The organism is Bosea sp. AS-1 (genome assembly GCF_002220095.1).
Lineage (GTDB): Bacteria > Pseudomonadota > Alphaproteobacteria > Rhizobiales > Beijerinckiaceae > Allobosea.
The window spans coordinates 5,151,797-5,178,055 of record NZ_CP022372.1; the positions used below are offsets into that span (position 1 = coordinate 5,151,797).

A 26,259-nucleotide genomic window follows, 5' to 3' on the forward strand; every position below is an offset into this window, starting at 1 on the left:
TCTTTATATCTTTGATTGCCTTTCGGCGCCCTCGCTGCTAGAGAGCGCGCCACATTCAGATCGAGCGATTGGAGCCAACCCGTGTCGGATTACATCGTCAAGGACATCGCGCTTGCGGATTACGGCCGCAAGGAAATCAACATGGCCCAGGACGAGATGCCGGGCCTGATGGCGGTCCGCGCCGAGAACAAGGGCAAGGCCCCGCTCAAGGGCGCGCGCATCGCCGGCTGCCTGCACATGACCATCCAGACCGCGGTTCTGATCGAGACGCTGAAGGAGCTCGGCGCCGATGTCCGCTGGTCCTCCTGCAACATCTTCTCGACCCAGGACCACGCCGCCGCCGCGATCGCCGCGACCGGCACGCCCGTCTTCGCCATCAAGGGCGAGACGCTGGAGGAGTACTGGGAGTACGTGCTGAAGACCGCGACCTGGGGCGATGGCGGCACGCCGAACATGATCCTCGACGATGGTGGCGACCTGACCATGCTGATCATCCTCGGCGCCGAGGCCGAGGCCGGCAACGCCGCCTTCCTCGACAAGCCGGGCAATGAGGAAGAGACGATCTTCTTCGCGCTGATCAAGCGCCAGCTCAAGGCCAATCCGGGCTGGTTCACCAAGACCCGCGCCGCGATCAAGGGCGTCTCGGAAGAGACCACCACCGGCGTGCACCGCCTCTACGAGCTCGCCAAGGCGAGCCGTCTGCCGTTCCCGGCGATCAACGTCAACGACAGCGTCACCAAGTCGAAGTTCGACAACCTGTATGGCTGCCGCGAGTCGCTGGTCGACGCCATCCGCCGCGGGACCGACGTCATGATGTCGGGCAAGGTCGCGGTCGTCGCCGGCTATGGCGACGTCGGCAAGGGCTCTGCCGCCTCGCTGCGCCAGGCCGGCTGCCGCGTGCTGGTCACCGAGGTCGACCCGATCTGCGCCCTGCAGGCCGCGATGGAAGGCTATGAGGTCGTGACCATGGAAGACGCTGCTCCGCGCGGCGACATCTTCTGCACGGCGACCGGCAATCTCGACGTCATCACCGTCGACCACATGCGCGCGATGAAGCACCGCGCCATCGTCTGCAACATCGGCCACTTCGACTCGGAGATTCAGGTCGCCGGCCTGAAGAACTTCAAGTGGGACAACGTCAAGCCGCAGGTCGACGAGATCGAGTTCCCCGACGGCAAGCGCATCATCCTGCTCTCGGAAGGCCGCCTCGTGAACCTCGGCAACGCCACGGGCCACCCGTCCTTCGTGATGTCCTGCTCATTCTCGAACCAGACGCTGGCCCAGATCGAGCTCTGGAACCACCACGCGAACTACGAGAACAAGGTCTACACCCTGCCCAAGCACCTCGACGAGAAGGTCGCCGCGCTCCACCTCGCCAAGGTCGGCGCCAAGCTCACCAAGCTCAACGACGCCCAGGCGAAGTACATCGGCGTGCCGCAGGCCGGCCCGTTCAAGCCCGACCACTACCGCTACTGACACCCGCCCAGCGGTGAGAGACCTAGGGCCCGGCGCAAGCCGGGCCCTTTTTCGTGGCATGAGCCCGCTGAGAACAACACAAGAACACTACTAATAGTATATCGAACTCATCACACCTCTAATCCTTGATCGTCATCGACTCACATTTCCGACCGCTTCCAAAAACTCTCCGTTTACCGGCGATTAAGCACTTCCTGACGGAGTCGAGCGGTGATTACAGTGGAACTGATTCGGGGTGCCGAGACGGCGCGCCCCGGTTCAAGCTCTGATGTGATTGGCATGGTGGCGCGCGTGTATCGGCCGCCGGAGAGGGTGCGACACCCGGCTCCGCGAGACCGATTCCGGCGAGACCTGCGATATTGGCGGCCCTGGCCGCTCGAGAGGCGACGGACGCGGAATGACAAGCGCGAGGCGACAGGGACGAGGTAGCGGCTGGCGTCCGCGCGGGCTCCTGCCCGCCAGGTACTTGCCCGCCCGGTATTTGCCCGCACTCGCCCTTCTCCCCGCGCCGGCCCTGGCCCAGAGCGAATGGCTCGCGCCGGCCAAGCTCGACTTGATGAGCACGGGCGCCCTCTCGATCATCCTTGCCGGTCTCACCGTCTTCGCCACCACCACCTCCCTCGTCTATGTCCGCGAGCGCTCGCGCTGGCAGCGGCGCGAAGCCAGGCTCGCGAGCGAGCTGGAGGCTGCACGCGGACATCAGGAACGCCTCTCCATCCTCCTCGCCGCCGACCCGCAGGTGATCGCGAGCTGGAACGGGCGCGACGCGCAGCCGGTCTTCGAAGGCGACAGCGGCTTTCTCGGCGCTCCGGGCGCGGCGCTGGCGCTGGCCTATGGCAGCTGGGCCGCGCCCGCCGATGCCAAGCGGCTCGAACTCGCCACGGATGCGCTGAAGGAACATGGCGAGGCCTTCGCCTTCACGATCCGCAGCAAATCCGGTCCCTTCGTCGATATCGAGGGCCGACCTGTCGCCGGGCGGGCCGTCATTCGCTTCCGCGAGGTCACGGGCGAGCGTGCGCAGGTGATGACCCTGCGCAGCGAGCTGGAACGGGTCACCGCCGATCACGCAGCGCTGTCGAGCCTGCTCGCCGGGCTGCCGCATCCGGCCTGGATGCGCGATGCGGACGGCCGGCTCGCCTGGGTCAACTCCGCCTATGTCGGCGCCGTCGAGGCCACGGATATCGGCACGGCGGTCAAGGGCGGGCTGGAGCTGCTCGACCGCAACGAGCGCGAGCAGGCGGCCCGCGCCCGCCGCGAAGGCAATCCCTTCACGATCCGCACTCCGGCCGTCGTCGCCGGGCAGCGCCGGACGCTCGACGTCGTCGAACTGCCGACGCCGACGGGCTTCGCCGGTTTCGCCACCGATATGAGCGAACTGGAGGCGATCCGCGCCGATCTGCAGCGCCAGATGGACGCCCATGTCCGCACGCTCGACCGGCTGAAGACGGCGGTCGCCGTGTTCGACGGCTCGCAGAGGCTCCTTTACCGGAACTCCGGCTTCGATGCGCTCTGGTCGCTCGATCCCGGCTTCCTCGACGGCCTGCCCAGCGATGGCGAGATCCTCGACCGGCTGCGCTCCGAGCGGCGCCTGCCCGAGCTTGGCGACTACCGGAGCTGGAAGACCGGCGTGCATGCGGCCTATACCGCGACGCGCGCCGCCGAGGACTGGTGGTACCTGCCGGACGGGCGCACCATCCATGTCGTCTCCAGCCCGAACCCGCAGGGCGGCGTCACCTATCTCTATGACGACGTCACCGAGCGCTTTACGCTGGAATCGCGCTTCAACGCCCTGACCCGGACCCAGCGCGAGACGCTGGATTCGTTGCGCGAGGGTGTCGCCGTGTTCGGCTCGGACGGGCGACTCAAGCTCTCGAACCCGGCCTTCGCCCAATCCTGGCGCATCGATGCGGACATGCTCGCCAGCGCCCCGCATATCGACGAGGTGGTCAAGCTCTGCCGGCCGCTGTTCCCGCAGGACGAGGTCTGGAGCGAACTGCTCAGCACCGTCACCGGCGTGCGCGACGCGCGCGAGGACTATCGCTGCCGCATCGAGCGCCGCGACGGCATGGTGCTCGACATCGCCTCGGCGCCGCTGCCGGACGGCGCGACGCTGATCTCCTTCGCCGACGTCACCGCCAGCGTGAATGTCGAGCGCGCTCTGACCGAAAAGAACGAAGCGCTGGAAAAGGTCTCGCGGCTGCGCGAGGACTTCGTCCATCACGTCTCCTATGAGCTGCGCTCGCCGCTGACCAACATCATCGGCTTCGCCCAGCTGCTCGGCACCGAGACGGTCGGTGCGCTCAACGAGAAGCAGCGCGATTACACCTCCCATATCGTACGCTCGTCGGGCGCGCTGCTCGCGATCATCAACGACATTCTCGACCTCGCCACGATCGACAATGGCGCGCTGACGCTCGACATCCAGGATGTCGACGTCGCCGACACCATCGCCCAGGCGGCGGCGGGGCTGCAGGACCGGCTGACCGACAGCAAGCTGTCGCTGAAGGTCGAGATCGATCCGCGCACCGGCTCTCTGCGGGCGGACGGCAAGCGCCTGCGGCAGGTACTGTTCAACCTGCTCTCCAACGCGATCGGCTTCTCCTCGCCCGGCCAGACCGTGCATGTCACGGCAAGGCGACAGGGCAGCGACATCCGCCTCACCGTCGCCGACCAGGGCCGCGGCATCCCGGCCGAGGTCAAGGAGAAGGTGTTCGAGCGCTTCGAGAGCCATTCGCTCGGCTCCAGCCACCGTGGCGTGGGCCTCGGCCTCTCGATCGTGCGCTCGATCGTCGCCCTCCATGGCGGCCATGTCGAGCTCGACTCGACGCCGGGGCAAGGCACGCGCGTCACCGCGATCTTCCCGGCGCAGGGCCTGCCGCTCTCGGACGCGGCCGAATGACGGAAGAAGCCCGCGCGGCCGGCACGCACCGGCTCCTGCTGGCGGATGAGGCGGCGACGACGCGCCTCGCCGCCGACATCGCCGCCATCCTCAAGCCCGGCGATATCGTCGCGCTGTCGGGCCATCTCGGCTCCGGCAAGTCGCTGCTCGCCCGCGCCATCCTGCGCGAGCTTGCCGGCGACCCGGAGCTTGAGGCGCCGAGCCCGACCTTCACCCTCGTCCAGAGCTACGACACGCCGCGCGGGCCGGTGCTGCACGCCGATCTCTACCGCGTCCGCTCGCCGGAGGAGCTCGACGATCTCGGCCTTGTCGAGGATGTCGACCAGACAGTGATGCTGGTGGAATGGCCGGACCGGGCCGGAGAGCGCCTCCCCGCCGGGCGACGCCTCGACATCGTGCTCGACGTCGACCCCGACAATCCGGAGACCGGGCGCATCGCCGACCTCGCCGGCGGCGTGTTGTGGAAGCAGCGTCTCGCCATCGCGGTCGCGGCGCGCCGGCTGATCGACAAGGCCGGCTGGGGCGAGGCGCGGCGTGACTTCATGCTGGGCGATGCCTCGACGCGCGCCTATGAGCGCCTGACCCGCCCCACGGGCGAAACCGCGGTGCTGATGATTTCGCCGCCGCGCGCGGATGGGCCGCCGATCCGTATGGGCAAGCCCTACAGCGCCATCGCTCATCTCGCCGAGAGCGTCGAAGCTTTCGTCGCGATGGATCGCGGCCTGCGCTCGCTCGGCTATTCGGCGCCGGAAATCCTGGCCGAAGATCTGAACACGGGCCTGCTGGTGATCGAGGATCTCGGCAGCGAAGGCGTGCTCGATGCGGAAGGCAGGCCGATCGCCGAGCGTTACGAAGCGACGGCCCAGCTGCTCGCCGACCTGCATCGTCACACCTTGCCGACCATCTTGCCGGTGGCGGAAGGGCGCGACCACATCATTCCCGACTACGACAAGCAGGCGCTCGCCATCGAGACCGAGCTGATCCTCGACTGGTATGGGCCGCATATCGCGGGCGTGACGCTGCCGGCCGTGACACAGGCCGAGTTCGGCCGGATCTGGGGCACCCTGTTCGACGAGATCCTGGCCGCGCCCACGACCTGGACGCTGCGCGACATCCATTCGCCGAACCTGATCTGGCTCGCCGGGCGGGACGGCATCGCCAAGGTCGGCATCATCGATTTCCAGGATGCCGTTCTGGGCAACCCTGCCTACGACCTCGTCGCGCTCGGGCAGGATGCGCGCGTCGACGTGCCTGCCGCGCTGGAGCTGAAGCTGCTCGCGACCTACGGCTCCGCCCGTCGGGCGGATGCGCCGGATTTCGACCTCGCGCACTTCGCCCGCGCCTATGCGATCCTTGGCGCCCAGCGCAATACGAAGATCGCCGGCATCTTCGCCCGGCTCGACAAGCGCGACGGCAAGCCGGGCTATCTCAAGCACCTGCCGCGGATCGAGGCCTATCTGCGCCGCAATCTCGAGCACCCCGCCCTGGCGGAGCTCAAGGGCTGGTACCAGGCGCATATGCCGAAGCTGTTCGAGGAGCCCGGCGAAGCGGGCTAGATCGGGCCGCGCCCTGCCTATTCGCCCTCGCCGAAACGGTCGGCGATCAGCTCGCTGAGCGCCTTCAGCGCCTCGCCCGCCTCAGGTCCCTTGGCAACGATGGTGATGGTCGAGCCGATGCCGGCGCCGAGCGTCAGCACGCCCATGATCGAGGTGGCACCGACCGTCTCGCCGCAACGGCTCACCGTGACCTCGGCATCGTAGCGGGCGGCGCATTGCACGAATTTCGCCGTGGCGCGGGCGTGCAGCCCCTTCTTGTTGATGATCTGGAACTCGCCGTAGAGGGCGCCGGGCGGAATTTCGGTTTCGGGGCAGTCGCAGTCTTCGTCCATCCCGGCTTTCCGCGCCTGTCCTTGCCAACTTGCCTTACTTGCCGGCCAGCACGCGACTGGCGACGGTGATGTATTTGCGCCCCGCATCCTGCGCGCTCGTCACCGCCTCGTCGAGTGTCTTTTCCTCGCGCACGCTGGCGAGCTTGATCAGCATCGGCAGGTTGACGCCGGCGACGACGTCGACGCGTCCCGGCTCCATCACCGAGATGGCGAGGTTGGACGGCGTGCCGCCGAACATGTCGGTCAGGATGACGACGCCGCGACCGCTCTCGACCCGCTCGACAGCGGCGATGATGTCGCGGCGGCGGCTTTCCATATCGTCATCGGGAGCGATGGCGATGGTGGCGAGGTTGGCCTGCGGGCCGACGACATGTTCGAGGGCCGCGCGGAACTCCGTCGCCAAGTGCCCATGAGTCACGAGGACCAGTCCGATCATTCAATCCAGCACCGGAGAGCGCCCATCGGCGCCCGGACAAGGTGGCGGTTTATGCGGCAGGTGCGAGATAATCGCAAGTCACTTGCTGCCAAAGACGCCGAAATCATGACCCTCACGCGCTGCCTGTGAACAAGTCGAGCGCCGCGAGCACGAGCCGCTCGTCGCCGGCACGTCCCGTCACGCGAAGGCGCGGCAGGTCGATCCCGCACAGGTTGTCCACCAGCTCCTCCGGTTCCGGCATGCGCGGCGGCTCCTCGCCGATGAGATCGACGATCAATTTCACCACGACCGCGGGCGTCGCCGGCTCCGGCGTGAGGCCGAGGCCGCGGCGCTCGACGATGCCCTCCAACGGCGGAACCGGGCGCGCCACCAGCCGATCGCCCTTCGCCGCCAGCGCCACGCGGTCGTCGGCTACCAGCCGGCCGAAGCGACCGATCTGGGCCGTAAGCTCGATCAGGGCCAGCGCCAGCGTCGACTTGCCGCTGCCGGCTGCGCCACGCAGGAGCAGGCCGGCCTCGCCGATGGCGACCGCCGTCGCATGGATGCGTTCCTCGCCGGCCCGCCGCGGGGCGGGCGTCAGTGCCGGATCAGGAAGCATGCTGACGGGCAGCGGGCAGGCGGACAATGAAGCGGGCGCCGAGACGCGGCGCCTCGCCATCGGCCTCGGCGGGCCCCAGCCGGTTCTCGGCCCGGATCGAGCCGCGATGCGCCTCGACGATCTGGCGCGAGATCGACAGGCCGAGACCGGAATTCTGGCCGAAACCCTCATTCGGGCGGTCGGTATAGAAGCGCTCGAAGATGCGCTCGAGCGCATGCGGCTCGATGCCGGGCCCTTCGTCCTCGACAGTGACCAGCACGTCGTTGGCGACACGCGAGAGCACGACCCGCACCGTCCCGTCCGACGGCGAGAAGGAGCGGGCGTTGTCGATCAGGTTCACCATGACCTGGCCGATCCGTGAATCGTGGCCCATGACGAGGAAGGCATCGTCCCCGAGCTTCTGGCTGCGCCGGTCGGCCGAGAACTCGATCTTGGCCTGGCTGTCGCGGCGCGTCTCGTTCTGGATCGTCACCACCGCCTCCAGCACCTGCGCGACGTCGACCGGAGCGGAATCGTTGCGCGCCAGCTCGGCATCGAGGCGCGAGGCGTCGGAGATGTCGGAGATCAGCCGGTCGAGGCGGCGGACATCGTGCTGGATGACCGAGAGCAGCCGCCCGCGCGACTCGTCCGACTTGGCGCGCGGCAAGGTCTCGACGGCGCTGCGCAACGAGGTCAGCGGGTTCTTGAGCTCATGGGCGACATCGGCCGCGAAGCTCTCGATCGCCTCGATGCGGCTGTAGAGCGCCTTGGTCATGTCGCGCAGCGAGCCCGAGAGATGGCCGATCTCGTCGTGCCGGCTGCCGAAATCCGGGATCTGCTCGCGCGACTTGACGCCGCGGCGCACCCGCTGGGCCGCGTCGGCAAGCTTGCGGATCGGTTCCGCGATGGTGCCGGCGAGCAGGACCGAGAGCACGATCATCACGCCCGCGGCCACGGCGAAGACCTGGAAGATGGCGAAGCGCTCGGCGCCGCTGACGGCGTCGATGTCTCCGCCCTGCGTCGAGAGCAGCAGCGCGCCCTTCACCGCCCGGAAGCGCTGCACCGGCACCGCGACCGAGACGATGGTCTGGCCGCGGGTGTTGACGCGCACCACACTCGCCGGAGCACCGTTGAGGGCGCGCGCGACCTCCGGATAGGACTTGCCGTTGGCATTCTCGAAATCGTCGTAGGTCGGCACGTCGGCCTTGCCGAGCTTGTTGCGCAGCATGTTCCAGGTGCGCTCGAGCAACGGTGGCTCGTCGGGTTCGCCGACCCGCGGCAGGTCGAGGCGCAGCACATCGCCACGCGAATAGAGGCTGCGCGAGTCGATGGTGAGCAGGCCGTCCTTGTCGTAGACGCGGGCGCGGGTCTTGGTCGGCGTCACCAGGCGGCGCAGCAGCGGAGCGACCTTCTCGGGATTGATCGAGAAATCGAGCGGGTCGTCGGCGATGCCGGCACTTTCGCCCGCCTGCAACTGCAGCAACTTGTCCGGGTCGATGGTGATCGTGTCAGTCTCGACCGTCGCCGAGGAGGCGATCGCACCGGCGATGATCTCGCCCTGCGTCAGCAGGCTCTGGACGCGCGCCTCGATCAGACCCTCGCGGAACTGGTTGAGGTAGAGGAAGCCGAGCAGCAACGCGACGAGGCCGCCGAGGTTCAGCACGACGATGCGCCGCGTCAGGCTGGAGGCGGCGCGCAACGAGACCGCACGCGCCATGCGACGCCAGAGCAGGCCCAGGCGGCGTCGCAGGGCCGCGCTCCAGCGGCTTGCCGCCGAGGACGCGGGCACTTCGTTGTCGACCGTTGCCATGCTCTAAAGTCTCATGGTCGGGGCCAGCGCGGGCCGCCTCAGGTTTCCTTGAAGCGGTAGCCGACGCCGTAGAGCGTCTCGATCATGTCGAACTCGGTATCGACCTGATTGAACTTCTTGCGCAGCCGCTTGATGTGGCTGTCGATCGTGCGGTCGTCGACATAGACCTCATCGTCATAGGCCGCATCCATCAGGGCGTTGCGGCTTTTGACCACACCCGGACGCTGCGCCAGCGACTGCAGGATCAGGAACTCGGTGACGGTCAGCGTCACCGGCTCGCCCTTCCAGGTGCAGGTATGACGTTCCGGGTCCATGCGGAGCAGACCGCGCTCCAATGCCTTGGCGTCCTCGGCGCGGGCGGCGGCGGTGGTGTCCTTGGCGCCGGCGCGGCGCAGGATCGCCTTGACGCGCTCGACCAGAAGGCGCTGCGAGAACGGCTTCCGGATGAAGTCATCGGCACCCATCTTGAGGCCGAAGAGCTCATCGATCTCCTCGTCCTTCGAGGTCAGGAAGATCACGGGCAGGTCGGACTTCTGACGCAGCCGGCGCAACAGCTCCATGCCGTCCATGCGCGGCATCTTGATGTCGAAGATCGCGAGATCCGGCGGGTTCTGCTTCAGCCCGTCGAGAGCCGAGGCACCGTCCGTGTAAGTCATGATGCGGTAGCCCTCGGCTTCGAGCGCGATGGATACCGACGTCAGGATATTCCGGTCGTCATCGACCAGCGCAATCGTTGGCATAAGGCTTTCGTCTCTGCTCTTGTTGCAATAAACGGGTCCACTCCCCTGCGAGAGCGGCCAAAGGATGGCAGCAATCTAGCGGCTCGGAGGCGGATTCGCTATGGCTCAACGCTCAGACGCCGCAACTGTTCGCGGCTTTCGGCATAAATGAAGCCGCGGCGGCTCGCAGCCTTGTAGCATAAAACGGATCAGCAGGAATCGCACCCCGATGACCGAATCCGCCCCCGCCGCCATCACACCACGCGGTCTCGAACTCGGCGGCTCCGCGCCGGATGACTTCGAGCCTGTCGCCATGGCCCGCGCGACGCTGCGCAAAGCCCGCATCGCGGCGCTGGCGACGCTCGACCCGACCAGCGGCTTCCCGCTCGCGACGCTGACGAACATCGCCACCGACGTCGACGGCTCGCCCCTGTTCCTGGCCTCGAAGCTTTCACTGCATACCCGGAACATCGAGGCCGATCCGCGCATCTCCGTCCTGGTTTCCTCGCTCGGGAGGGGCGATCCGCTCGCCAATTCCGCGCGGCTCAGCGTGGTCGGGCGGGCCGAGCATTGCACGGACACCAACGCCAAGCGCCGCTTCCTGGCGCGCCATCCCAAGGCGAAGCTCTACGCCGATTTTCCCGATTTCTCGCTCTTTCGCCTCTCCGTCCTCGGTCTCCATCCGAATGGCGGCTTCGCGCGGGCCGGTGCGATCGCCGTCGACGAGGTGCTGCTCGACCTGAAGGGCTGCGAGGCGCTGATCGCGGCCGAGGACGGCGCAGTCGCCCATATGAACGACGATCATGCCGAGGCACTGGAGCTCTACGCGACCAAGCTGCTGGGCCTGCCCGAAGGGCGCTGGAAGGCGACGGGCCTCGATCCCGAGGGGCTGGACCTCGTCTACGGCGATGAGAACGGACGGCTCGTCTTCCCTGAGCGCGTCACCGACCCGGCCAGGCTGCGACAGGTTCTGGTGATGCTGGCGCAGCAGGCGCGCGGCCAAATCTGACGCTCGGTCACCTCGGCCGACGGGCGGGCGGGCTGCGTTCACCATGCCTGCTCACCATGCCCGGAATTCAAACGATTTAACCGAAACGCGGAAGTCTTTTGCGATTCCCGCGACTTGAGCGCGCTGCCGCGGAGGCTTAAAGACCGGACACGGCCGCAAGGCCTCCGCCCGGCGACGGACCTTTTTTCGAAGGCTCGCGCGTATTCGTTCGACAACAGGCTGCCGCTCACCGTGCAGCTGCCGGAGGATTTCAGTGGACACAATCGGTCAGTTCAACGCCGCCCAGGGCGCCGAGGGTTTCGGCTTCAGCAAGCTCAAGGCCGTGTACTGGAACCTGGAAGCGCCACAGCTCTATGAGGAGTCGCTGCGCCGGGGCGAGTCCGAGCTCGCGCGCGGCGGCGCGCTCTGCGCCGACACTGGCACCCATACCGGCCGCTCGCCCAAGGACAAGTTCACGGTGCGCGACGCGCTGACCGAGAACACGGTCTGGTGGGACAACAACCAGGCGATGAGCCCGGAGCATTTCGAGACGCTGCTCGGCGATTTCCGCAAGCATGCCGAGGGCAAGGAGCTCTTCGCGCAGGACCTCTATGGCGGCGCCGACCCGGCTCACCGCGTCAAGGCCCGCGTCTATACCGAGTTGGCCTGGCACTCGCTCTTCATCCGGAACCTGCTGATCCGGCCGGCGCGCGAGGAGATCGCTGCTTACGTCCCGGAGATGACGATCGTCGACCTGCCGAGCTTCAAGGCCGATCCCGCCCGCCATGGCTGCCGCAGCGAGACGGTGATCGCCATCGACTTCACCCGCAAGATCGTGCTGATCGGCGGCTCGGCCTATGCCGGCGAGATGAAGAAGTCGGTCTTCACCTATCTGAACTTCGTGCTGCCGACCAAGGGCGTGGTGCCGATGCACTGCTCGGCCAATGTCGGGCCGAAGGACGATCCGGCGATCTTCTTCGGCCTCTCGGGCACCGGCAAGACCACCCTCTCGGCCGATCCCGAGCGCACACTGATCGGCGATGACGAGCATGGCTGGTCGAAGGAAGGCATCTTCAACTTCGAGGGCGGCTGCTACGCCAAGACGATCCGCCTCTCGGCCGAGGCCGAGCCCGAGATCCACGCCGCCTCGCTGCGCTTCGGCACCGTGCTCGAGAACACCGTGATGGACCCGCTGAGCCGCGTGGTCGACTTCGACGACCAGAGCAAGACCGAGAACACCCGCTCGGCCTATCCGCTCGACTTCATCCCGAATGCCTCGCGCACCGGCCGCGCCGGCATTCCGAAGAACATCGTGATGCTGACCGCCGACGCCTTCGGTGTGATGCCGCCGATCGCGAAGCTGACCCCGGCCGAGGCCATGTATCACTTCCTCTCCGGCTATACCGCCAAGGTCGCCGGCACGGAGCGCGGCCTCACCGGCGTGCAGCCGGAGTTCTCGACCTGCTTCGGCTCGCCCTTCCTGCCGCGGCACCCGTCGGAATACGCCAATCTGCTGCGCGACTTCATCGCCAAGCACCATGTCGATTGCTGGCTGGTCAACACCGGCTGGACCGGCGGGCAATACGGCACCGGCCGGCGCATGCCGATCCGCGTGACGCGCCGTCTGCTTTCGGCGGCGCTCGACGGCTCGCTCAACCGCGCCGATTTCCGCCGGGATCCCTATTTCGGCTTCGCGGTACCGACCTCGGTGCCCGGCGTCGAGCCGCATATCCTCTATCCGGTGAAGACCTGGGCCGACAAAGCCGCCTTCGCCGAGACGGCGAAGAACCTCGTCGGCATGTTCGCCAAGAACTTCGCGAAGTTCGAGGCTCATGTCGACGACGCGGTGAAGGCGGCGGCGCCGACCAGCTCGATCGCGGCCTGACGTCAGCCCGCTTCGGCTGTGCTAGGAGAGGCGGCCATGCGCCGCCTCTTTTTTATTGTGCTCAAGCTCGTCCTTATCCTGCTGATCCTCGGCGCGGCGCTCTGGGGTGTCGGCCTCCTGTCCTTCCGCCTGACGGGCGCCATGGCGGCCGCTGCCGCGATCGGTTTCGGCATCGCGGCGCTGGCAGGGCTCGTCGGCGTGTGGACCAGCGATGCGCGGCTGCCGCTCGGCTTCGCGGTGCTCTTCGTCGGCCTGCTGTCCTGGTGGAACGGTCTGCAGCCCTCGCATCAGCGCGACTGGATCCCCGAGCTCGCCCACCTGCCGAGCATCGCCCGCGAGGGCGACGTGCTGACGGTGTCGAATCTCCGGGATTTCCGCTGGCGCACCGAAGAGGACTACGACCAGCGCTGGGAGACGCGCCGCTACGACCTGTCGAAGGTCACCGGGGCCGATGTTTTCCTGAGCTACTGGTCGGGCGAGGCGATCGCGCATCTGCTGGTCAGCTTCACCTTCTCCAACTCGGTCCCGCTGACCTTCTCGATCGAGATCCGGCGTGAGAAGGGGGAGGAATGGTCGGCGCTGGCGGGCTTCTTCCGCAGCTACGAGATGGCCTATGTCGCGGCGGACGAGCGCGACATCGTCGGCCTGCGCACCAACGCCCGGCATGAGGATACGCGGCTCTTCCGGCTCAGCGCCTCTCCAGAGCAGGCGCGCGACCTGCTGCTCGCCTATGTGAAGGACGTGAATGACCTCGCCGCCCGGCCGCGCTGGTACAACACGTTGACGACCAACTGCACGACCGTCGTCTATCATCTCGTCGGCACCGTGGCACCGGAATGGAAGTTCTCGCTGCCCTTCGACCCGCGCGTGCTGCTCTCCGGCTATCTGCCCGGCTATCTCCAGCGCATCGGCGCGATCCGGCAGGATATCCCGCTCGACGAGCTCGTCAGGCGCGCCCGGATCGGCGACAAGGCGCGCGCGCTCTCGCTCGACGACCCGGATTTTTCCGCCAAGATCAGGGAAGGCGTCCCGTCCGGGAGGCCTTAGCCGCGGTCAGTCTTTTCGCGCGCCGCAGGGCTTGCGCGGCACCACTCTGCCTTATCGGAAGAACAGGAAGGTCTGCAGGATGAAGACCGGGATCAGGATCCCGCCCGACCAGAGCATGTAGCCGAAGAAGCTCGGCATCGCGACCTTGCGGTCCTTGGCGATGGCATAGACCATGAAGTTCGGCGCATTGCCGATATAGGTGTTGGCGCCCATGAAGACGGCGCCGCCCGAGATCGCCGCCAGCGTCAGCGCTCCCGTGGTCATCAGCTCCTTGGCATTGCCGCCGGCCAGCTCGAAGAAGACGAGATAGGTCGGGGCATTGTCGAGGAAGGAGGACAGAGCACCGGTCAGCCAGAAATAGGCGGCGGTGTTGTGGCTACCATCGGGGTGATTGACCAGCGAGACGAGCCCGGCGAAGGCGCCGTCGCGTCCGGCCTGCAGCATCGCCAGCACCGGGATGATGCAGATGAAGATGCCGGCGAAGAGCTTGGCAACCTCGAGGATCGGCCCCCAGGAAAACTCGTTGCCGGCGCGCACCTGCTTCGGCGTCAGCCAGAGCGACAGGCCGGCAAGCCCGAGCAGGATGAGGTCGCGCACGAGGTCCTGCAGCTCGACATGCACGCCGTGGATGTCGAAGACCACGCCCGGCTTCCAGCTGGCGGAGAGCAGGATCGCGCCGATGACGCCGGCGAGCAGCGGAAGATTGACCTTGCCCCAGAGCTTCAGATCGCGATCCGGCGTCGGGTCCTTCAGCGGCGGGAGGCTGTCATCCCTGCGATAGAGCCAGCTGTCGATCGCATAGAACAGGGCGAGCAGGACGACGACGGCGAAACCCGTCTCGGGCAGCAGGTGCTGGGTCGTCCAGAAGAAGTCGACGCCACGCAGGAAGCCGAGGAAGAGCGGCGGGTCGCCGAGCGGCGTCAACGAGCCGCCGATGTTCGAGACGAGGAAGATGAAGAAGACCACGACGTGGACGTTGTGGCGCCGGTTGTCGTTGGCGCGCAGCAGCGGCCGTATCAGGATCATCGAGGCGCCGGTGGTACCGACGATGCTGGCCATCACCGTGCCGATCGCGAGGATGACCGTGTTGGTCGCCGGCGAGCCGTGCAAATTGCCCGTGATCAGGATGCCGCCAGCGATGGTGAAGAGCGCGAACAGCAGGATGATGAAGGGCAGGTATTCGAGCAGCGCCGTGTGCAATACGGCCCCGAGCGAAGCATCGAAGCCGCGCAGCAGCACCAGCGGCACGAGCAGCAGCAGCGCCCAGAAGGCTGCGAACTTGCCGTAGTGAAGCTCCCAGAGATGGTGGAACAGGATCGGCCCGAGCGCGATCGAAAGCAGCATGCCGGCGAAGGGGAATGCCCAGAGCGGCCCCATCGTCGCACCGCCGATATCGCCGGCGGCGAGCGCCGCGCTGGATATCAGGCACAGGACACCGGCGCCGGCGAGCGCCTTCCACCATCGCGTCATGACACTCCCTTTTACGGCTTGGGCGCTTCAATGGTCGGCGGGGCGGAGAAGTCGAAGCCGCCCGGGCCGCCGATACTGGGGACCTGGATCGAGTCGAACTGCTTGTCGATCGCCTTCTGATCGAGCTGAACCGCCGACGCCTTGTAGTGCATCACCATGCTCGGGAAGATCACGACGAGCGCGACCATGATGAGCTGGATGATCACGAAAGGCACCGCGCCCCAGTAGATCTGGCCGGTGGTGACCGGCTCCATCATCTTGCCGGTGACGCGGTCCTTGTAGGCGCTCTTGGGCGCGACCGAGCGCAGGAAGAACAGCGCGAAGCCGAAGGGCGGATGCATGAACGAGGTCTGCATGTTCACGCCCAGGATGACGCCGAACCAGATCAGGTCGATGCCGAGCTTCTCCGCCGCCGGGCCGAGCAGCGGCACGATGATGAAGGCGAGCTCGAAGAAATCGAGGAAGAACGCGAGCACGAAGACGAGCAGGTTGACGACGATCAGGAAGCCCGTCGAGCCGCCCGGCAGGCCGACCAGCAGGTGCTCGACCCAGACATGGCCATTGACGCCATAGAAGGTCAGCGAGAAGACGCGCGCGCCGACGAGGATGAAGAGCACGAAGGCCGAGAGCTTCGCGGTCGACTCCGTCGCCTGCTTCAGCAGGTCGAAGGTCATGCGCCTCTTGCCCAAGGCGAGCAGGATCGCGCCGGCCGCGCCCATGGCGCCGCCTTCGGTCGGTGTCGCGACGCCGATGAAGATCGTGCCCAGCACCAGGAAGATCAGCGCCAGCGGGGGCACCATCACGAAGATCACCTGCTCGGTCATGCGCGAGAGCAGGTTGAGGCGCAGCAGCTTGTTCAGCAGCGCGATCACGAAGGCGATCGCGACCATCAGCGACATGGTCAGCACGACGAAGTCGGAGCCGGCCTTCACCTGCGTGAACATCTTCATGTAGGTGTAGGCCAGCGCGAAAGCGAGGATCGCCACGACGAGCAACGAGAAGCGGCGCGTCTTGCCGTCGGCGTCGCGCAGGGTCTGCGCCTCCGGCGGCAGGCCGGGAGCACGCGACGGAGCCACGATGGTGATGATGAAGACGTAGCCGGCATAGAGCGCCGACAGCACCAGGCCTGGAATGAAGGCGCCCTCATACATGTCGCCGACCGAGCGACCGAGCTGGTCGGCGAGCACAATCAGCACCAGCGAAGGCGGGATGATCTGTGCCAGCGTACCCGAGGCCGCGATGACGCCGGAGGCAAGGCGCCGGTCATAGCCGTAGCGCAGCATGATCGGCAGCGAGATCAGGCCCATCGAGATGACTGAGGCCGCGACGACGCCGGTGGTGGCGGCGAGCAGCGCGCCGACGAACACAACCGCGTAGGCGAGACCGCCGCGCACCGGGCCGAAGAGCTGGCCGATGGTGTCGAGCAGATCCTCGGCCATGCCGGAGCGTTCGAGGATCAGGCCCATGAAGGTGAAGAACGGCACCGCCAGCAGCACGTCGTTGTTCATCGTGCCGTAGATGCGTTCGGGCAGCGCCTGCAGGAAGTTCTCCTGGAACAGGCCGAGATCGATGCCGATCAGCGCGAAGAGCAGGCCGTTGGCGGCGAGCGCAAAGGCGACCGGATAGCCGAGCAGCAGGAAGACGACGAGCGTCGCGAACATCACCGGCGCCATATTGACGCGCAGGAAGTCGCCGATGCCGCCGCCCGCCGCGAAGGCATCGCCGGTGTGCAGGCCGAAGAAGGCAAGGGTGGTGAGAGCCAGCAGCAAGCCGGCGACGCGCGGGAAGCGATGAGCGTGCATGGGACGTTTCCGGACTTCTTGCGGGCCGCTCACGAGGCGAGGCCCTGTTCCTTGGCTTGCTCGAGCAGACGCTGGGCTTCCGCCTCCGCCGCGGCGTGCCCGCCGTGAAGCTCGTCATCGGCCAGGTCGCCGCGCATGATCGCGATCTGCTTGATGATCTCGGAGATGCCCTGGAAGGTCAGCATCACGAAGCCGATCACCACGAGGCCCTTGGCCGGCCATTGCGGCAGGCCGCCGGCCGAAAGCGACTGCTCGTTGATCTCATAGGAGCGCAGGAAGAACGGCACCGAGTGATAGACGATCAGCACGCAGAACGGCATCAGGAAGAGCAGATGACCGAGCAGCTCGATCCATTGCCGCACGCGACGCGGCAACAGGTTGTTCACGATGTCGATGCGGATGTGCTCCTTCACCTGCATCGTCCAGGACGCGCACATCAGGAACACCGCGCCGAACAGCATCCATTGCAGCTCGAGCCATGAATTCGACGAAACGTTGAAGACCTTGCGAACGATCGCATTGACCGCCGCAACAATCACCGCGACCAGAATCAGCCACGCGATCTTCCGGCCTATGAAGCCGTTCACCGCATCAATGATCCGGCTCAATGCTAGGAGACCCTTCACAGCCTCGCTCCCCCGTCGCGATGCGCTGGCCCGGTCATGCTTCGCCCGTCTGCCGGCTATGCGCTGTTTGTGGGGGGATCGGTATAGGAGCGCATGGCCGGGCGCAAGACGGGGGGCGTCTCATCCATTGGACGAAAGGCGCAGGCTCCCTCCGCGGCCGAGCAGGCCCTCGATTCAGGGCTGGGCGGGCATTTTCGGGCCGTGGAACGGGTGGCGGAGAAGGATCATTATGTCGCCATTCATTTCTGGAGAACAATATTCCCGGTTACCCGCTCCCGCCCGCGACTGATTCGAGCCCTCCATGTGCCGCTTCCTCGCCTATTCAGGCGTTCCGGTCTTCCTCGAGGATTTCGTCGCCTCGCCCTGTCATTCGCTGATCCACCAGTCGCTCCATGCCGAGGAGGCCAAAACCGGCACCAATGGCGACGGCTTCGGCGTCGGCTGGTACGGCGAGCGCTCGGAGCCTGGGCAGTATCGCGAGGTCAGGCCGGCCTGGTCGGACGAGAACCTGCTCTCGATCGCTCGGCAGGTGCGCTCGCACCTGTTCTTCGCCCATGTCAGGGCCGCGACCGGCACCGCAACGACGCGGGCGAACTGCCACCCCTTCGTCCATGATCGCTATCTCTTCATGCATAACGGCCAGATCGGTGGCTACGGCACGATCCGCCGCAAGCTGGAGAACCTGATTCCGGATGCGCTCTACGCCGCTAGGGCGGGCTCCACCGATTCCGAGGCGATCTTCCTGCTGGCCATCGCGCAGATGGCGCACGGCCTCGGCCCCGGCGAGGCGCTGGCCACCGCGTTGTCGACGGCACTCGCGCTGATGCAGGAAGCCGGCACATCCGAGCCGCTGCGCTGCGCCGCCGCGCTCGCGGACGGCGAGACCATCCATGCGGTGCGCTGGTCCTCCGATGCCCGGCCGCCCAGCCTCTATGTCTGCGCGCGGGCCGACAGCGTCGTAATCGCTTCGGAGCCGGTCGATGCGGCCCGCGAGTGCTGGCAGGCCCTACCCTGCAACACGCTGGTCACGGTGAAGGGCGGCGCCGTGGAGTTCAGCCCCTTCGAGGTCGGGCTGCGCCAGGCCGCCTGAGCCGGCGGACAGCCTCGCCATCGCTTCGCGCCACCACCGGTTCCGGCGCGACGGCCATGCGCCCCACGCGCTCGCAACTCTGCGGTTGCCTTCCTACGTCGGGAGCCTAGCCTTGGCCGACAAGGCGGCTTCCAGGGAAAGGCGACGCGCGATGAAGAAGGGTTCCGATCTTCTGATCGAGGCGCTGGAGAACGAGGGCGTCGAGCGCGTCTTCGGTGTTCCGGGCGAAGAAAATCTCGACGTTCTCGAATCCCTGCGCCGCTCGAAGATCGAGCTGGTGCTGACGCGGCACGAGCAGGCCGCCGCCTTCATGGCCGCGACCCATGGCAGGCTCACCGGCAAGCCCGGCGTCTGCCTCGCGACGCTCGGCCCGGGCGCGCTCAATTTCTCGACGGGTGCGGCCTATGCCCATCTCGGCGCCATGCCGATGATCCTGATCACCGGGCAGAAGGCGATCATGACCGCCAAGCAGGCGCGCTTCCAGATCGTCGACGTCGTCGCCTCGATGCGGCCGCTGACCAAGATGACCCGCCAGATCGTCAGCCCGGCCAGCATCCCCGCGACGGTGCGCGATGCCTTCCGCGTCGCCATGGAGGAGCGGCCCGGCCCGGTCCATCTCGAACTGCCGGAGGATGTCGCTGGCGAGGAGATCGAGGATGTCCCGCTGATCCCGGTCCATCCGCTCGACCAGCCGGTCGCTCCCGCAGTGGCGCTCGACCGCGCGGCGGAGATGATCCTCGCCGCCAGGCGCCCGCTGGTGATGATCGGTGCCGCCGGCAATCGGCCGCGCCTTGTCGAGCCGCTCTCGGCCTTCGTGCGCAAGATGGGCGTGCCGTTCTTCAACACCCAGATGGGCAAAGGCGCGGTCACCGGCGGCTCCAACCTCTATCTCGGCACCGCCGCCCTGTCCGAAGGCGACTACGTCCATGAAGCCGTGGCGGCGGCCGACCTGATCATCGCCGTCGGCCACGACACGGTGGAGAAGCCGCCTTTCCTGATGCGCTCGGCCGGCGGGCCGAAGGTCATCCATGTCAGCTACCAGTCGGCCACCGTCGAGCAGGTCTACCATCCGGATGCCGAGGTGGTCGGCGACATCGGCGCGAGCGTAACGGCACTGGCCGAGCGGCTCGGCGGCAAACTGCCCGAGCAGACGAAGCTCCTGGAGTTGCGCCAGCGCATCCTGGCGAAGATCAACGACCGCTCCGAGGAGGACCGCTTCCCGGTAACGCCGCAGCGGCTCGTCCACGACGTGCGCGCGGTGATGCCGGAGGACGGCATGGTCTGCCTCGACAACGGCATGTACAAGATCTGGTTCGCGCGGAACTACCGCACCCATGTCGCCAACACGCTGCTGCTCGACAACGCGCTGGCGACGATGGGCGCCGGTCTGCCCTCGGCGATGATGGCGGCGCTTCTGCACCCGCGCCGGCGCGTCATGGCAGTGTGCGGCGACGGCGGGTTCATGATGAACTCGCAGGAGTTGGAGACGGCAGTCAGGCTCAAGCTCAACCTCGTCGTGCTCGTGCTCAACGACGGCGCCTACGGCATGATCCGCTGGAAGCAGGCCGTCGACAGCTTCCCCGATTTCGGCATGACCTTCGGTAACCCCGACTTCGTGCGCTACGCCGAGGCCTATGGCGCCAAGGGCTCGCGCGTGACCTCGGCCGAGGCGCTGGTGCCGACGCTGGAGGCCGCGTTCAAGGGCGGCGGCGTCCATCTCGTCGACTGCCCGATCGACTATTCCGAGAACACGCGCGTCCTCGTCGAGGAGCTGCGCAACAAGGTGCCGGACGTCGATCTGGCCTGAGAGACTGCTCGTCAACTCTACTGAGGCGGGCAACTGACGGTGTTTTCTACGCTTCCGGTGCTCACGTACTGACGTACGCTCCGCTCCGGTTCTCGAAAACACCGCCATTCGCCTCACCACAGCGAGTTGTCGAACAGCCTCTCACCCTTCATGTCGAGAGCATTTGCAAGGAGACGACCATGCTCCAGGTTGTTCAGGCTTATGACCGCGCGCCGATCACCGAGATCGAGACCGACGACGCGGCCGCGCTCGAACGCAAGCTGCAGGCCGCCCAGCAGGTCTTCGCGAACCGCGACGCCTGGCTGAAGCCGCATCAGCGCATCGCGATCCTGCGCAAGCTCGCCGGGTTGATGGAAGCCAGGCGCGACCATTTCGCCATGCAGATCGCACGCGAGGGCGGCAAACCCCTGCCGGATGCGATCGTCGAGACGAACCGCGCCATCGACGGCGTCCACAACGCCGCCGACGAACTGCGCAACCTCTCCGGCCGCGAGATCCCGATGGGGCTCTCGGCAGCGGCGGATGGGCGCTGGGCCTTCACCACCAAGGAGCCGATCGGCATCGTCGCCGCGATCTCGGCCTTCAACCACCCGCTCAACCTGATCGTCCACCAGGTCGCGCCGGCAATCGCGACGGGCTGCCCCGTCATCGTCAAGCCGGCCGGCACGACGCCGCTCTGTTGCCTCGACTTCGTCAAACTGGTGCATGAGGCCGGCCTGCCGGAGGCATGGTGCCAGAGCTTCGTGCCCGTCGAGACCGCGCTGGCCGAAAAGCTCGCGACCGATCCGCGCATCGCCTTCCTCAGCTTCATCGGCTCCGCCAAGGTCGGCTGGTACCTGCATTCGAAGCTCGCGCCCGGCGCCCGCTCGGCGCTGGAGCATGGCGGCGTCGCCCCGGCGATCGTCGACAAGAGCGCCAATCTCGACACGATCATCGAGCCGCTGGTGAAAGGCGGCTACTACCATGCCGGGCAGGTCTGCGTGTCGACGCAGCGCATCTATGTCCACGATTCCATCATCAACGACTTCACCGAGCGGCTGGTCGCACGGGTGAAGAAGCTGCGCACCGGTGACCCGACCCTGAAGGATACCGAGGTCGGCCCGCTGATCACGCCGAAGGAGGCCGACCGCATCGCCTCCTGGATCGACGAGGCGGTGAAGGGCGGCGCCAAGCTGCTGACCGGCGGCAAGCGCCTGTCCGAGACGACGCTGGAACCCACCGTTCTGGTCGATCCGGCGCCGGAAGCCCGCGTCTCGCGCGAAGAGATCTTCGGACCGGCCGTCGCGATCTACCGCTTTCGCGATCTCGACGACGCCATCGCCCGGGCGAATTCGCTGCCGGTCTCGTTCCAGTCGAGCATCTTCGCGCAGGACATCGATGTCGCGCTGCGCGCCGCCAACCGGCTCGAAGCCTCGGCGGTGATGGTCAACGATCCGACGAGCTTCCGCGTCGACTGGATGCCCTTCGCCGGGCGGCGCGTCTCGGGCTATGGCACCGGCGGCATCCCCTACACGATGCACGACATGACGCAGGACAAGATGATCCTGCTGAAGCGGCCCTGAGGTCCAACCTCCGCAGGCAGCCGGGCCGCCTGCGGGGCCCTTGCGACAAGAACATCAGCGATTTCAGTAGTTTATCATCGTTCTAAACTGAACGGTTTCGGTTGACCTGCGCTCCCCGGGTGCCTAGGCACGGGGCATCTGTGCCGCGGACGGCAGCGCCCGCGACGCGCATCGTAGCTGGTTCGCCGTGATCGTACCTTTCCTCATCATGCTGCGCGAAGGCGTGGAAGCCGCGCTGATCGTCGGCATCGTCGCGAGCTATCTGGTCAGGAGCGGGCGGCGCGAATGGCTGCCGGCGCTGTGGATCGGCGTCGCCCTTGCCTGCTCCGTCAGTCTTGCGGCCGGGGCCGCGCTCGACATCGTCGCCGGCGAACTGCCGCAGCGCGGGCAGGAACTGTTCGAGGCCGTCATCGGGCTCATCGCCGCCGCGATGCTGACCTCGATGGTGTTCTGGATGCGCAAGGCTGCGCGCTCGATCAAGGGCGAACTGCAGGCCGGCGTCGACGCAGCGCTGGCCGGGGAGCATCAGGGCTTCGCACTGGTCGGGCTCGCCTTCCTCGCCGTGGTGCGCGAGGGGCTGGAATCGGTCTTCTTCCTGCTCGCCATCTTCCAGCAGAATGCCGGCTGGGCGCCTCCGCTCGGCGCCGGGCTCGGCCTCCTGCTCGCCGCCGTCATCGGCTACGCCATCTATGCGCTGGGCGTGAAACTCAACCTGCGCGTCTTCTTCCGCTGGACCGGCATCCTGATCCTGTTCGTCGCGGCCGGGCTCGTCGCCAACGCCGTGCGCTCGCTGCATGAGGCCGGGCTCTGGAACCACCTCCAGCAGAGCGTCTACGATCTCGGCACGGTGCTGCCGGCCGACAGCGCGCTGGGCGCGATCCTCTCCGGCTTCTTCGGCTACCAGGAACGGGCCGCGCTCGGCGAGGTCATCGCCTATCTCGCCTTCCTGGTCCCGATGCTCGTGCTGTTCCTCTCTGCAGGTCGAGGCGAGCAGACCCAGACGATCGCGCCCCGGACCGAAGCCCGCCGCTCGCCGCGGCTGAAGCTCGCCGGCATCGCCACGCTTGTGCTGGTCTGCGGTGGCATCGGCGCCTTCGTCTATGCCGCCGGCAACCGGCGCGCCGTCGAGCCGGGCAAGAGCGACATCGCCATCGCGATCACCGACAGGACCTGCGAGCCCGCGACGCTGACGGTTCCCGCCGGCAAGGCCAGCTTCGTCGTCAGCAATCGCGGCGAGCGCGTGCTGGAATGGGAAATTCTCGACGGTGTCATGGTGCTGGAAGAGCGCGAGAACATCGCGCCCGGCCAGTCGCGACGGCTGACCACGCAACTCCACCCCGGCGAGTACGCCATCACCTGCGGATTGCTCAGCGCCCCGCGCGGCCGGTTGATCGTCGAGGCTACGACGGGGCAGCCGCGCCCGGCCCTGACGCTGATGGACATGATCGGCCCGGCGGCCGAATACCGCGCCTTCCTGAGCGAGCGCTCAGCAGCCTTCGCGTCCGCGCTCGATGCTTTCGAGCAGGCCAGCGGCGCCGGCGACACGGCGGCTGCCGACAAGGCCCGCCATGATGCTGCTGCCCTCCTGCCGGCCCTGCGCCCGGCAACGGCGGGCGATGCCGAGCTGGAAGGACTGTTCGGCAAGGTCGAGGCCGCCCTGACCGGCAGCGAGAGCGCACCTTCCGGCGAGCTCAAGCCGACTGCCGAGGCTTTCCGCTCGGTTTTAAGCCAGCGCACCGTCCTGCCGGACAGGATGCTGGCGGGCGCCGCCATGCTTCTCTCCATCCAGGACGGCGAGACGGTCTCGCCCGAGGCCGTCGCGGCCGCGAGCCATGTCGCGCAGCTCCTGCTGCCTCTGACGGCACGCATCGCCCCCGATCTGGCGGCGCGGACCAGGGCCGTGCTCGTCGCCCTGCCGAACGATGCCAAGCCGGGTGGCGCGGTCCGCTCGCTGGCCGAAGACCTCTCGGCCATGCGCAAGGCGCTCGCTTTGCCCGAAGCGGAGCGCAAATCATGACCCGCACAGGCAAGATCTTCTCACCCTCGCGGCGCTCGCTCCTGACCGGCGGCGCAGCAGCCCTCGGCGGCGCCTCGCTCGCGCGGGCAGCCAGCGAGCCGACACAGAATCCGGCGGCGGCGCCCGAAAGCGACACGACAGCCCAGCGCCAGCCCTTCTACGGCCTCCATCAGTCCGGCATCGTCACGCCGCGTCCCGCGACCGGCCTCGTCGCAGCCTTCGACGTCACCGCGACCTCGCTCGGCGAGCTCGAACGGCTGCTGCGCCTGCTGACCGAACGCATCGCCTTCCTGACCGAGGGCGGGCCTGCCCCGACCGCCGATCCGGGCTTCCCGCCGCCGGATAGCGGGATCCTCGGCCCCGTCATCGCGCCCGACAACCTGACCGTCACCGTGGCGCTCGGCGCCTCGCTTTTCGACGAGCGTTTCGGGCTTCATCCGCTGAAGCCGAAGCGTCTGCAGCGGATGAAGCGCTTCCGCAACGACGCGCTCGATGGCGCGCTCTGCCATGGCGACCTCATCCTGCAGTTCTGCGCCAACACCGCCGACACCAACATCCACGCCCTGCGCGATATCCTGAAGAACGCGCCCGATCTCCTGCTGTTGCGCTGGAAGCAGGAGGGCACCGTCCCGGTCCTCAAGCCGAAGCAAGGCGAGCCGGCGGAGAGCGCGCGCAACCTGCTCGGCTTCCGTGACGGCACGGCCAACCCCGATGCCGCCGACAAGGCACTGATGGACGGGCTGGTCTGGGTGCAGCCCGGTTCGGACGAGCCGGGATGGGCCGCGAACGGCAGCTATCAGGTGGTCAGGATCATCCGGAACTTCGTCGAGCGCTGGGACCGCACGCCGCTGGGCGAACAGGAAGAGATCATGGGCCGCCATAAGGCGTCCGGGGCACCGATGGGCGGCAAACGGGAATATGACGAGCCCGTCTATGCCGACGATCCCGAAGGCAAGCGCACCAGGCTCGATGCCCATATCCGGCTCGCCAACCCGCGCCGGCCCGAGACGGAAGCGAGCCGCATGCTGCGCCGGCCCTTCAACTATTCCAACGGCGTCACCCGCGCCGGGCAGCTCGACATGGGGCTGCTCTTCATCTGCTTCCAGCAGGACCTCGAGCGCAGCTTCATCACGGTGCAGAAGCGGCTCGATGGCGAACCGCTGGAGGAATACATCAAGCCCGTCGGCGGCGGCTATTTCTTCGCCCTGCCCGGCGTGCCCGATGCCGGAAGCTATCTCGGCGCCGGGCTGATCCAGGCTGCGCGCGGCATCGCGCCGGCCTCGACCTCGACTTCCCCCCGCAAGACAGGAGACTGAGATGAGCTTGCGTTTCGCATGGCTGGCCGGCGCCAGCCTGATCGCCGCCGTGACCGCCGGGTCGGCGCGGGCAGCCTCGCCGCTCGACCTCGTGGCCCCGGTCGCCGAATACAAGCTCTATGTCTCGCAGGGCGTCGACAAGCTGGTGAAGGACACCAAGGTCTTCACCGATGCGGTCAAGGCGGGCGACCTCGCCAAGGCGAAGGCGCTCTACGCATCGACGCGCGTCTCCTACGAGATGATCGAGCCGGTCGCCGAATTGTTCAGCGATCTCGACGGCAAGATCGACTCGCGCGCCGACGACCATGAGAAGAAGGAGGAGGATCCGGAGTTCACCGGCTTCCACCGCATCGAATACGGCCTCTTTGCCAAGAACAGCACGGAGGGCCTCGGCCCCTTCGCCGACAAGCTCCTCGCCGACGTCACCGAGCTGCAGGGCCGCATCAAGGGCCTCACGGTTCCTCCGGACAAGATGGTCGGCGGCGCAGCGGCGCTGATCGAGGAGGTCGCCGCAACCAAGGTCTCCGGCGAGGAGGATCGCTACAGCCATACCGATCTCTGGGACTTCCAGGCCAATGTCGACGGCGCCAAGAAGATCGTCGACCTTCTGCGGCCGCTGGTCGTCAAGGAGGACAAGGCGCTGGCCGGGAAGATCGACGCCAATTTCGCGACGGTCGACAAGACGCTGGCCACGTACAAGCTCAAGGATGGCGGCTTCGAGACCTATGACAAGCTGAGCGAGGCCGATCGCAAGGCGCTCGCCGCGATGATCACGACGCTGGCCGAGGATCTTTCCAAGCTGCGCGGCGTGCTCGGGCTGGGCTGACACAGAACGGTCACGCCG

The 26,259-nt window shown here is 67.1% G+C and carries 20 protein-coding genes and 1 pseudogene; 13 read left to right on the forward strand and 8 right to left on the reverse strand.

Going from position 1 to position 26,259, the window contains the following annotated elements; all coding sequences use genetic code 11:
- Positions 1-81 precede the first annotated feature (81 nt).
- From ahcY to tsaE, 3 genes are all read left to right on the forward strand, one after another.
- A complete protein-coding gene (gene ahcY / locus CE453_RS26480) occupies positions 82-1,476 on the forward strand; it encodes an adenosylhomocysteinase (RefSeq protein ID WP_089177315.1) in 1,395 nt (464 codons plus the stop codon).
- 556 nt (positions 1,477-2,032) lie between these two features.
- Complete coding sequence (locus CE453_RS26485; RefSeq protein WP_248307889.1) at positions 2,033-4,375, forward strand: sensor histidine kinase; 2,343 nt, start codon at positions 2,033-2,035, stop codon at positions 4,373-4,375.
- On the forward strand, positions 4,372-5,931 hold the full coding sequence (gene tsaE / locus CE453_RS26490; protein WP_089177317.1) for a tRNA (adenosine(37)-N6)-threonylcarbamoyltransferase complex ATPase subunit type 1 TsaE: 1,560 nt from the start codon (positions 4,372-4,374) through the stop codon (positions 5,929-5,931). The genes CE453_RS26485 and tsaE overlap by 4 nt, the downstream gene beginning before the upstream one ends.
- Positions 5,932-5,948: 17 nt before the next feature.
- Here tsaE and CE453_RS26495 read toward each other — a convergent pair whose 3' ends face one another.
- The 5 genes from CE453_RS26495 to CE453_RS26515 all read right to left on the reverse strand — a co-directional run bounded on the left by CE453_RS26495 (position 5,949) and on the right by CE453_RS26515 (position 9,826).
- Positions 5,949-6,263 carry an HPr family phosphocarrier protein gene (locus CE453_RS26495; protein WP_089177318.1) on the reverse strand — a complete coding sequence of 105 codons (315 nt, stop codon included), beginning with the start codon at positions 6,261-6,263 and terminating at the stop codon, positions 5,949-5,951.
- A gap of 34 nt (positions 6,264-6,297) precedes the next feature.
- A complete protein-coding gene (locus tag CE453_RS26500; RefSeq protein WP_089177319.1) occupies positions 6,298-6,699 on the reverse strand; it encodes a PTS sugar transporter subunit IIA in 402 nt (133 codons plus the stop codon).
- 112 nt (positions 6,700-6,811) lie between these two features.
- A complete protein-coding gene (locus CE453_RS26505) occupies positions 6,812-7,297 on the reverse strand; it encodes an HPr kinase/phosphorylase (protein WP_157733215.1) in 486 nt (161 codons plus the stop codon).
- Positions 7,287-8,993 carry a stimulus-sensing domain-containing protein gene (locus CE453_RS26510; RefSeq protein WP_248308163.1) on the reverse strand — a complete coding sequence of 569 codons (1,707 nt, stop codon included), beginning with the start codon at positions 8,991-8,993 and terminating at the stop codon, positions 7,287-7,289. The genes CE453_RS26505 and CE453_RS26510 overlap by 11 nt, the downstream gene beginning before the upstream one ends.
- Before the next feature lie 131 nt (positions 8,994-9,124).
- A complete protein-coding gene (locus CE453_RS26515) occupies positions 9,125-9,826 on the reverse strand; it encodes a response regulator transcription factor (RefSeq protein WP_089177322.1) in 702 nt (233 codons plus the stop codon).
- A 208-nt stretch (positions 9,827-10,034) separates the two neighbouring features.
- On the opposite strand from CE453_RS26515, the gene CE453_RS26520 reads away from it, so the two are divergent.
- The 3 genes from CE453_RS26520 to CE453_RS26530 all read left to right on the forward strand — a co-directional run bounded on the left by CE453_RS26520 (position 10,035) and on the right by CE453_RS26530 (position 13,725).
- Positions 10,035-10,814 carry a HugZ family pyridoxamine 5'-phosphate oxidase gene (locus tag CE453_RS26520; RefSeq protein ID WP_089177323.1) on the forward strand — a complete coding sequence of 260 codons (780 nt, stop codon included), beginning with the start codon at positions 10,035-10,037 and terminating at the stop codon, positions 10,812-10,814.
- Between the two features lie 253 nt (positions 10,815-11,067).
- On the forward strand, positions 11,068-12,678 hold the full coding sequence (locus tag CE453_RS26525; protein WP_089177324.1) for a phosphoenolpyruvate carboxykinase: 1,611 nt from the start codon (positions 11,068-11,070) through the stop codon (positions 12,676-12,678).
- A 36-nt stretch (positions 12,679-12,714) separates the two neighbouring features.
- Positions 12,715-13,725, forward strand: coding sequence for an Lnb N-terminal periplasmic domain-containing protein (locus CE453_RS26530; RefSeq protein ID WP_089177325.1), 1,011 nt, complete (start codon positions 12,715-12,717; stop codon positions 13,723-13,725).
- Positions 13,726-13,776: 51 nt separating this feature from the next.
- Here the strand turns inward: CE453_RS26530 and CE453_RS26535 are convergent, their stop codons facing one another.
- The 3 genes from CE453_RS26535 to CE453_RS26545 form a co-directional block, all read right to left on the reverse strand.
- Positions 13,777-15,195 (reverse strand): sodium:proton antiporter, encoded by a 1,419-nt coding sequence (locus CE453_RS26535; RefSeq protein WP_089177326.1) that lies wholly within the window; start codon positions 15,193-15,195, stop codon positions 13,777-13,779.
- A gap of 11 nt (positions 15,196-15,206) precedes the next feature.
- Positions 15,207-16,868 (reverse strand): TRAP transporter large permease, encoded by a 1,662-nt coding sequence (locus tag CE453_RS26540; RefSeq protein ID WP_089178157.1) that lies wholly within the window; start codon positions 16,866-16,868, stop codon positions 15,207-15,209.
- Between the two features lie 158 nt (positions 16,869-17,026).
- On the reverse strand, positions 17,027-17,623 hold the full coding sequence (locus tag CE453_RS26545) for a TRAP transporter small permease subunit (protein WP_089177327.1): 597 nt from the start codon (positions 17,621-17,623) through the stop codon (positions 17,027-17,029).
- A gap of 301 nt (positions 17,624-17,924) precedes the next feature.
- Here CE453_RS26545 and CE453_RS26550 point away from each other — a divergent pair, with 301 nt between their 5' ends.
- The 7 genes and pseudogenes from CE453_RS26550 (at position 17,925) to efeO (ending at position 26,241) form a co-directional block, all read left to right on the forward strand.
- Complete coding sequence (locus CE453_RS26550) at positions 17,925-18,713, forward strand: class II glutamine amidotransferase (protein WP_089177328.1); 789 nt, start codon at positions 17,925-17,927, stop codon at positions 18,711-18,713.
- Between the two features lie 151 nt (positions 18,714-18,864).
- Positions 18,865-20,520 (forward strand): acetolactate synthase large subunit, encoded by a 1,656-nt coding sequence (locus CE453_RS26555; protein ID WP_089177329.1) that lies wholly within the window; start codon positions 18,865-18,867, stop codon positions 20,518-20,520.
- A gap of 179 nt (positions 20,521-20,699) precedes the next feature.
- Entirely contained in the window at positions 20,700-22,082 is a 1,383-nt protein-coding gene (locus CE453_RS26560) for an aldehyde dehydrogenase family protein (RefSeq protein ID WP_089177330.1), read from the forward strand.
- A 187-nt stretch (positions 22,083-22,269) separates the two neighbouring features.
- Positions 22,270-23,070 (forward strand): annotated as a pseudogene (gene efeU / locus CE453_RS29355) (iron uptake transporter permease EfeU); the annotation flags it as partial.
- 78 nt (positions 23,071-23,148) lie between these two features.
- Positions 23,149-24,099, forward strand: a complete 951-nt coding sequence (locus tag CE453_RS29360; protein WP_472841010.1) for a cupredoxin domain-containing protein — start codon at positions 23,149-23,151, stop codon at positions 24,097-24,099.
- Entirely contained in the window at positions 24,096-25,415 is a 1,320-nt protein-coding gene (gene efeB / locus CE453_RS26570) for an iron uptake transporter deferrochelatase/peroxidase subunit (RefSeq protein ID WP_089177331.1), read from the forward strand. The genes CE453_RS29360 and efeB overlap by 4 nt, the downstream gene beginning before the upstream one ends.
- Position 25,416: 1 nt before the next feature.
- Positions 25,417-26,241: an iron uptake system protein EfeO gene (efeO, locus tag CE453_RS26575; RefSeq protein WP_089177332.1), complete on the forward strand. Its 825-nt coding sequence runs from the start codon at positions 25,417-25,419 to the stop codon at positions 26,239-26,241.
- Positions 26,242-26,259 lie beyond the last annotated feature (18 nt).

Bases quoted from the DNA above. Each gene is read 5' to 3' on its own strand.
- CE453_RS26485 (WP_248307889.1), top strand. From the start codon at position 2,033: ATGAGCACGGGCGCCCTCTCGATCATCCTTGCCGGTCTCACCGTCTTC.
- tsaE (WP_089177317.1), top strand. From the start codon at position 4,372: ATGACGGAAGAAGCCCGCGCGGCCGGCACGCACCGGCTCCTGCTGGCG.
- CE453_RS26495 (WP_089177318.1), bottom strand. From the start codon at position 6,263: ATGGACGAAGACTGCGACTGCCCCGAAACCGAAATTCCGCCCGGCGCC.
- CE453_RS26500 (WP_089177319.1), bottom strand. From the start codon at position 6,699: ATGATCGGACTGGTCCTCGTGACTCATGGGCACTTGGCGACGGAGTTC.
- CE453_RS26505 (WP_157733215.1), bottom strand. From the start codon at position 7,297: ATGCTTCCTGATCCGGCACTGACGCCCGCCCCGCGGCGGGCCGGCGAG.
- CE453_RS26510 (WP_248308163.1), bottom strand. From the start codon at position 8,993: ATGGCGCGTGCGGTCTCGTTGCGCGCCGCCTCCAGCCTGACGCGGCGC.
- CE453_RS26515 (WP_089177322.1), bottom strand. From the start codon at position 9,826: ATGCCAACGATTGCGCTGGTCGATGACGACCGGAATATCCTGACGTCG.
- CE453_RS26520 (WP_089177323.1), top strand. From the start codon at position 10,035: ATGACCGAATCCGCCCCCGCCGCCATCACACCACGCGGTCTCGAACTC.
- CE453_RS26530 (WP_089177325.1), top strand. From the start codon at position 12,715: ATGCGCCGCCTCTTTTTTATTGTGCTCAAGCTCGTCCTTATCCTGCTG.
- CE453_RS26535 (WP_089177326.1), bottom strand. From the start codon at position 15,195: ATGACGCGATGGTGGAAGGCGCTCGCCGGCGCCGGTGTCCTGTGCCTG.
- CE453_RS26540 (WP_089178157.1), bottom strand. From the start codon at position 16,868: ATGGCGCCGGTGATGTTCGCGACGCTCGTCGTCTTCCTGCTGCTCGGC.
- CE453_RS26550 (WP_089177328.1), top strand. From the start codon at position 17,925: ATGTGCCGCTTCCTCGCCTATTCAGGCGTTCCGGTCTTCCTCGAGGAT.
- CE453_RS26555 (WP_089177329.1), top strand. From the start codon at position 18,865: ATGAAGAAGGGTTCCGATCTTCTGATCGAGGCGCTGGAGAACGAGGGC.
- CE453_RS26560 (WP_089177330.1), top strand. From the start codon at position 20,700: ATGCTCCAGGTTGTTCAGGCTTATGACCGCGCGCCGATCACCGAGATC.
- efeB (WP_089177331.1), top strand. From the start codon at position 24,096: ATGACCCGCACAGGCAAGATCTTCTCACCCTCGCGGCGCTCGCTCCTG.
- efeO (WP_089177332.1), top strand. From the start codon at position 25,417: ATGAGCTTGCGTTTCGCATGGCTGGCCGGCGCCAGCCTGATCGCCGCC.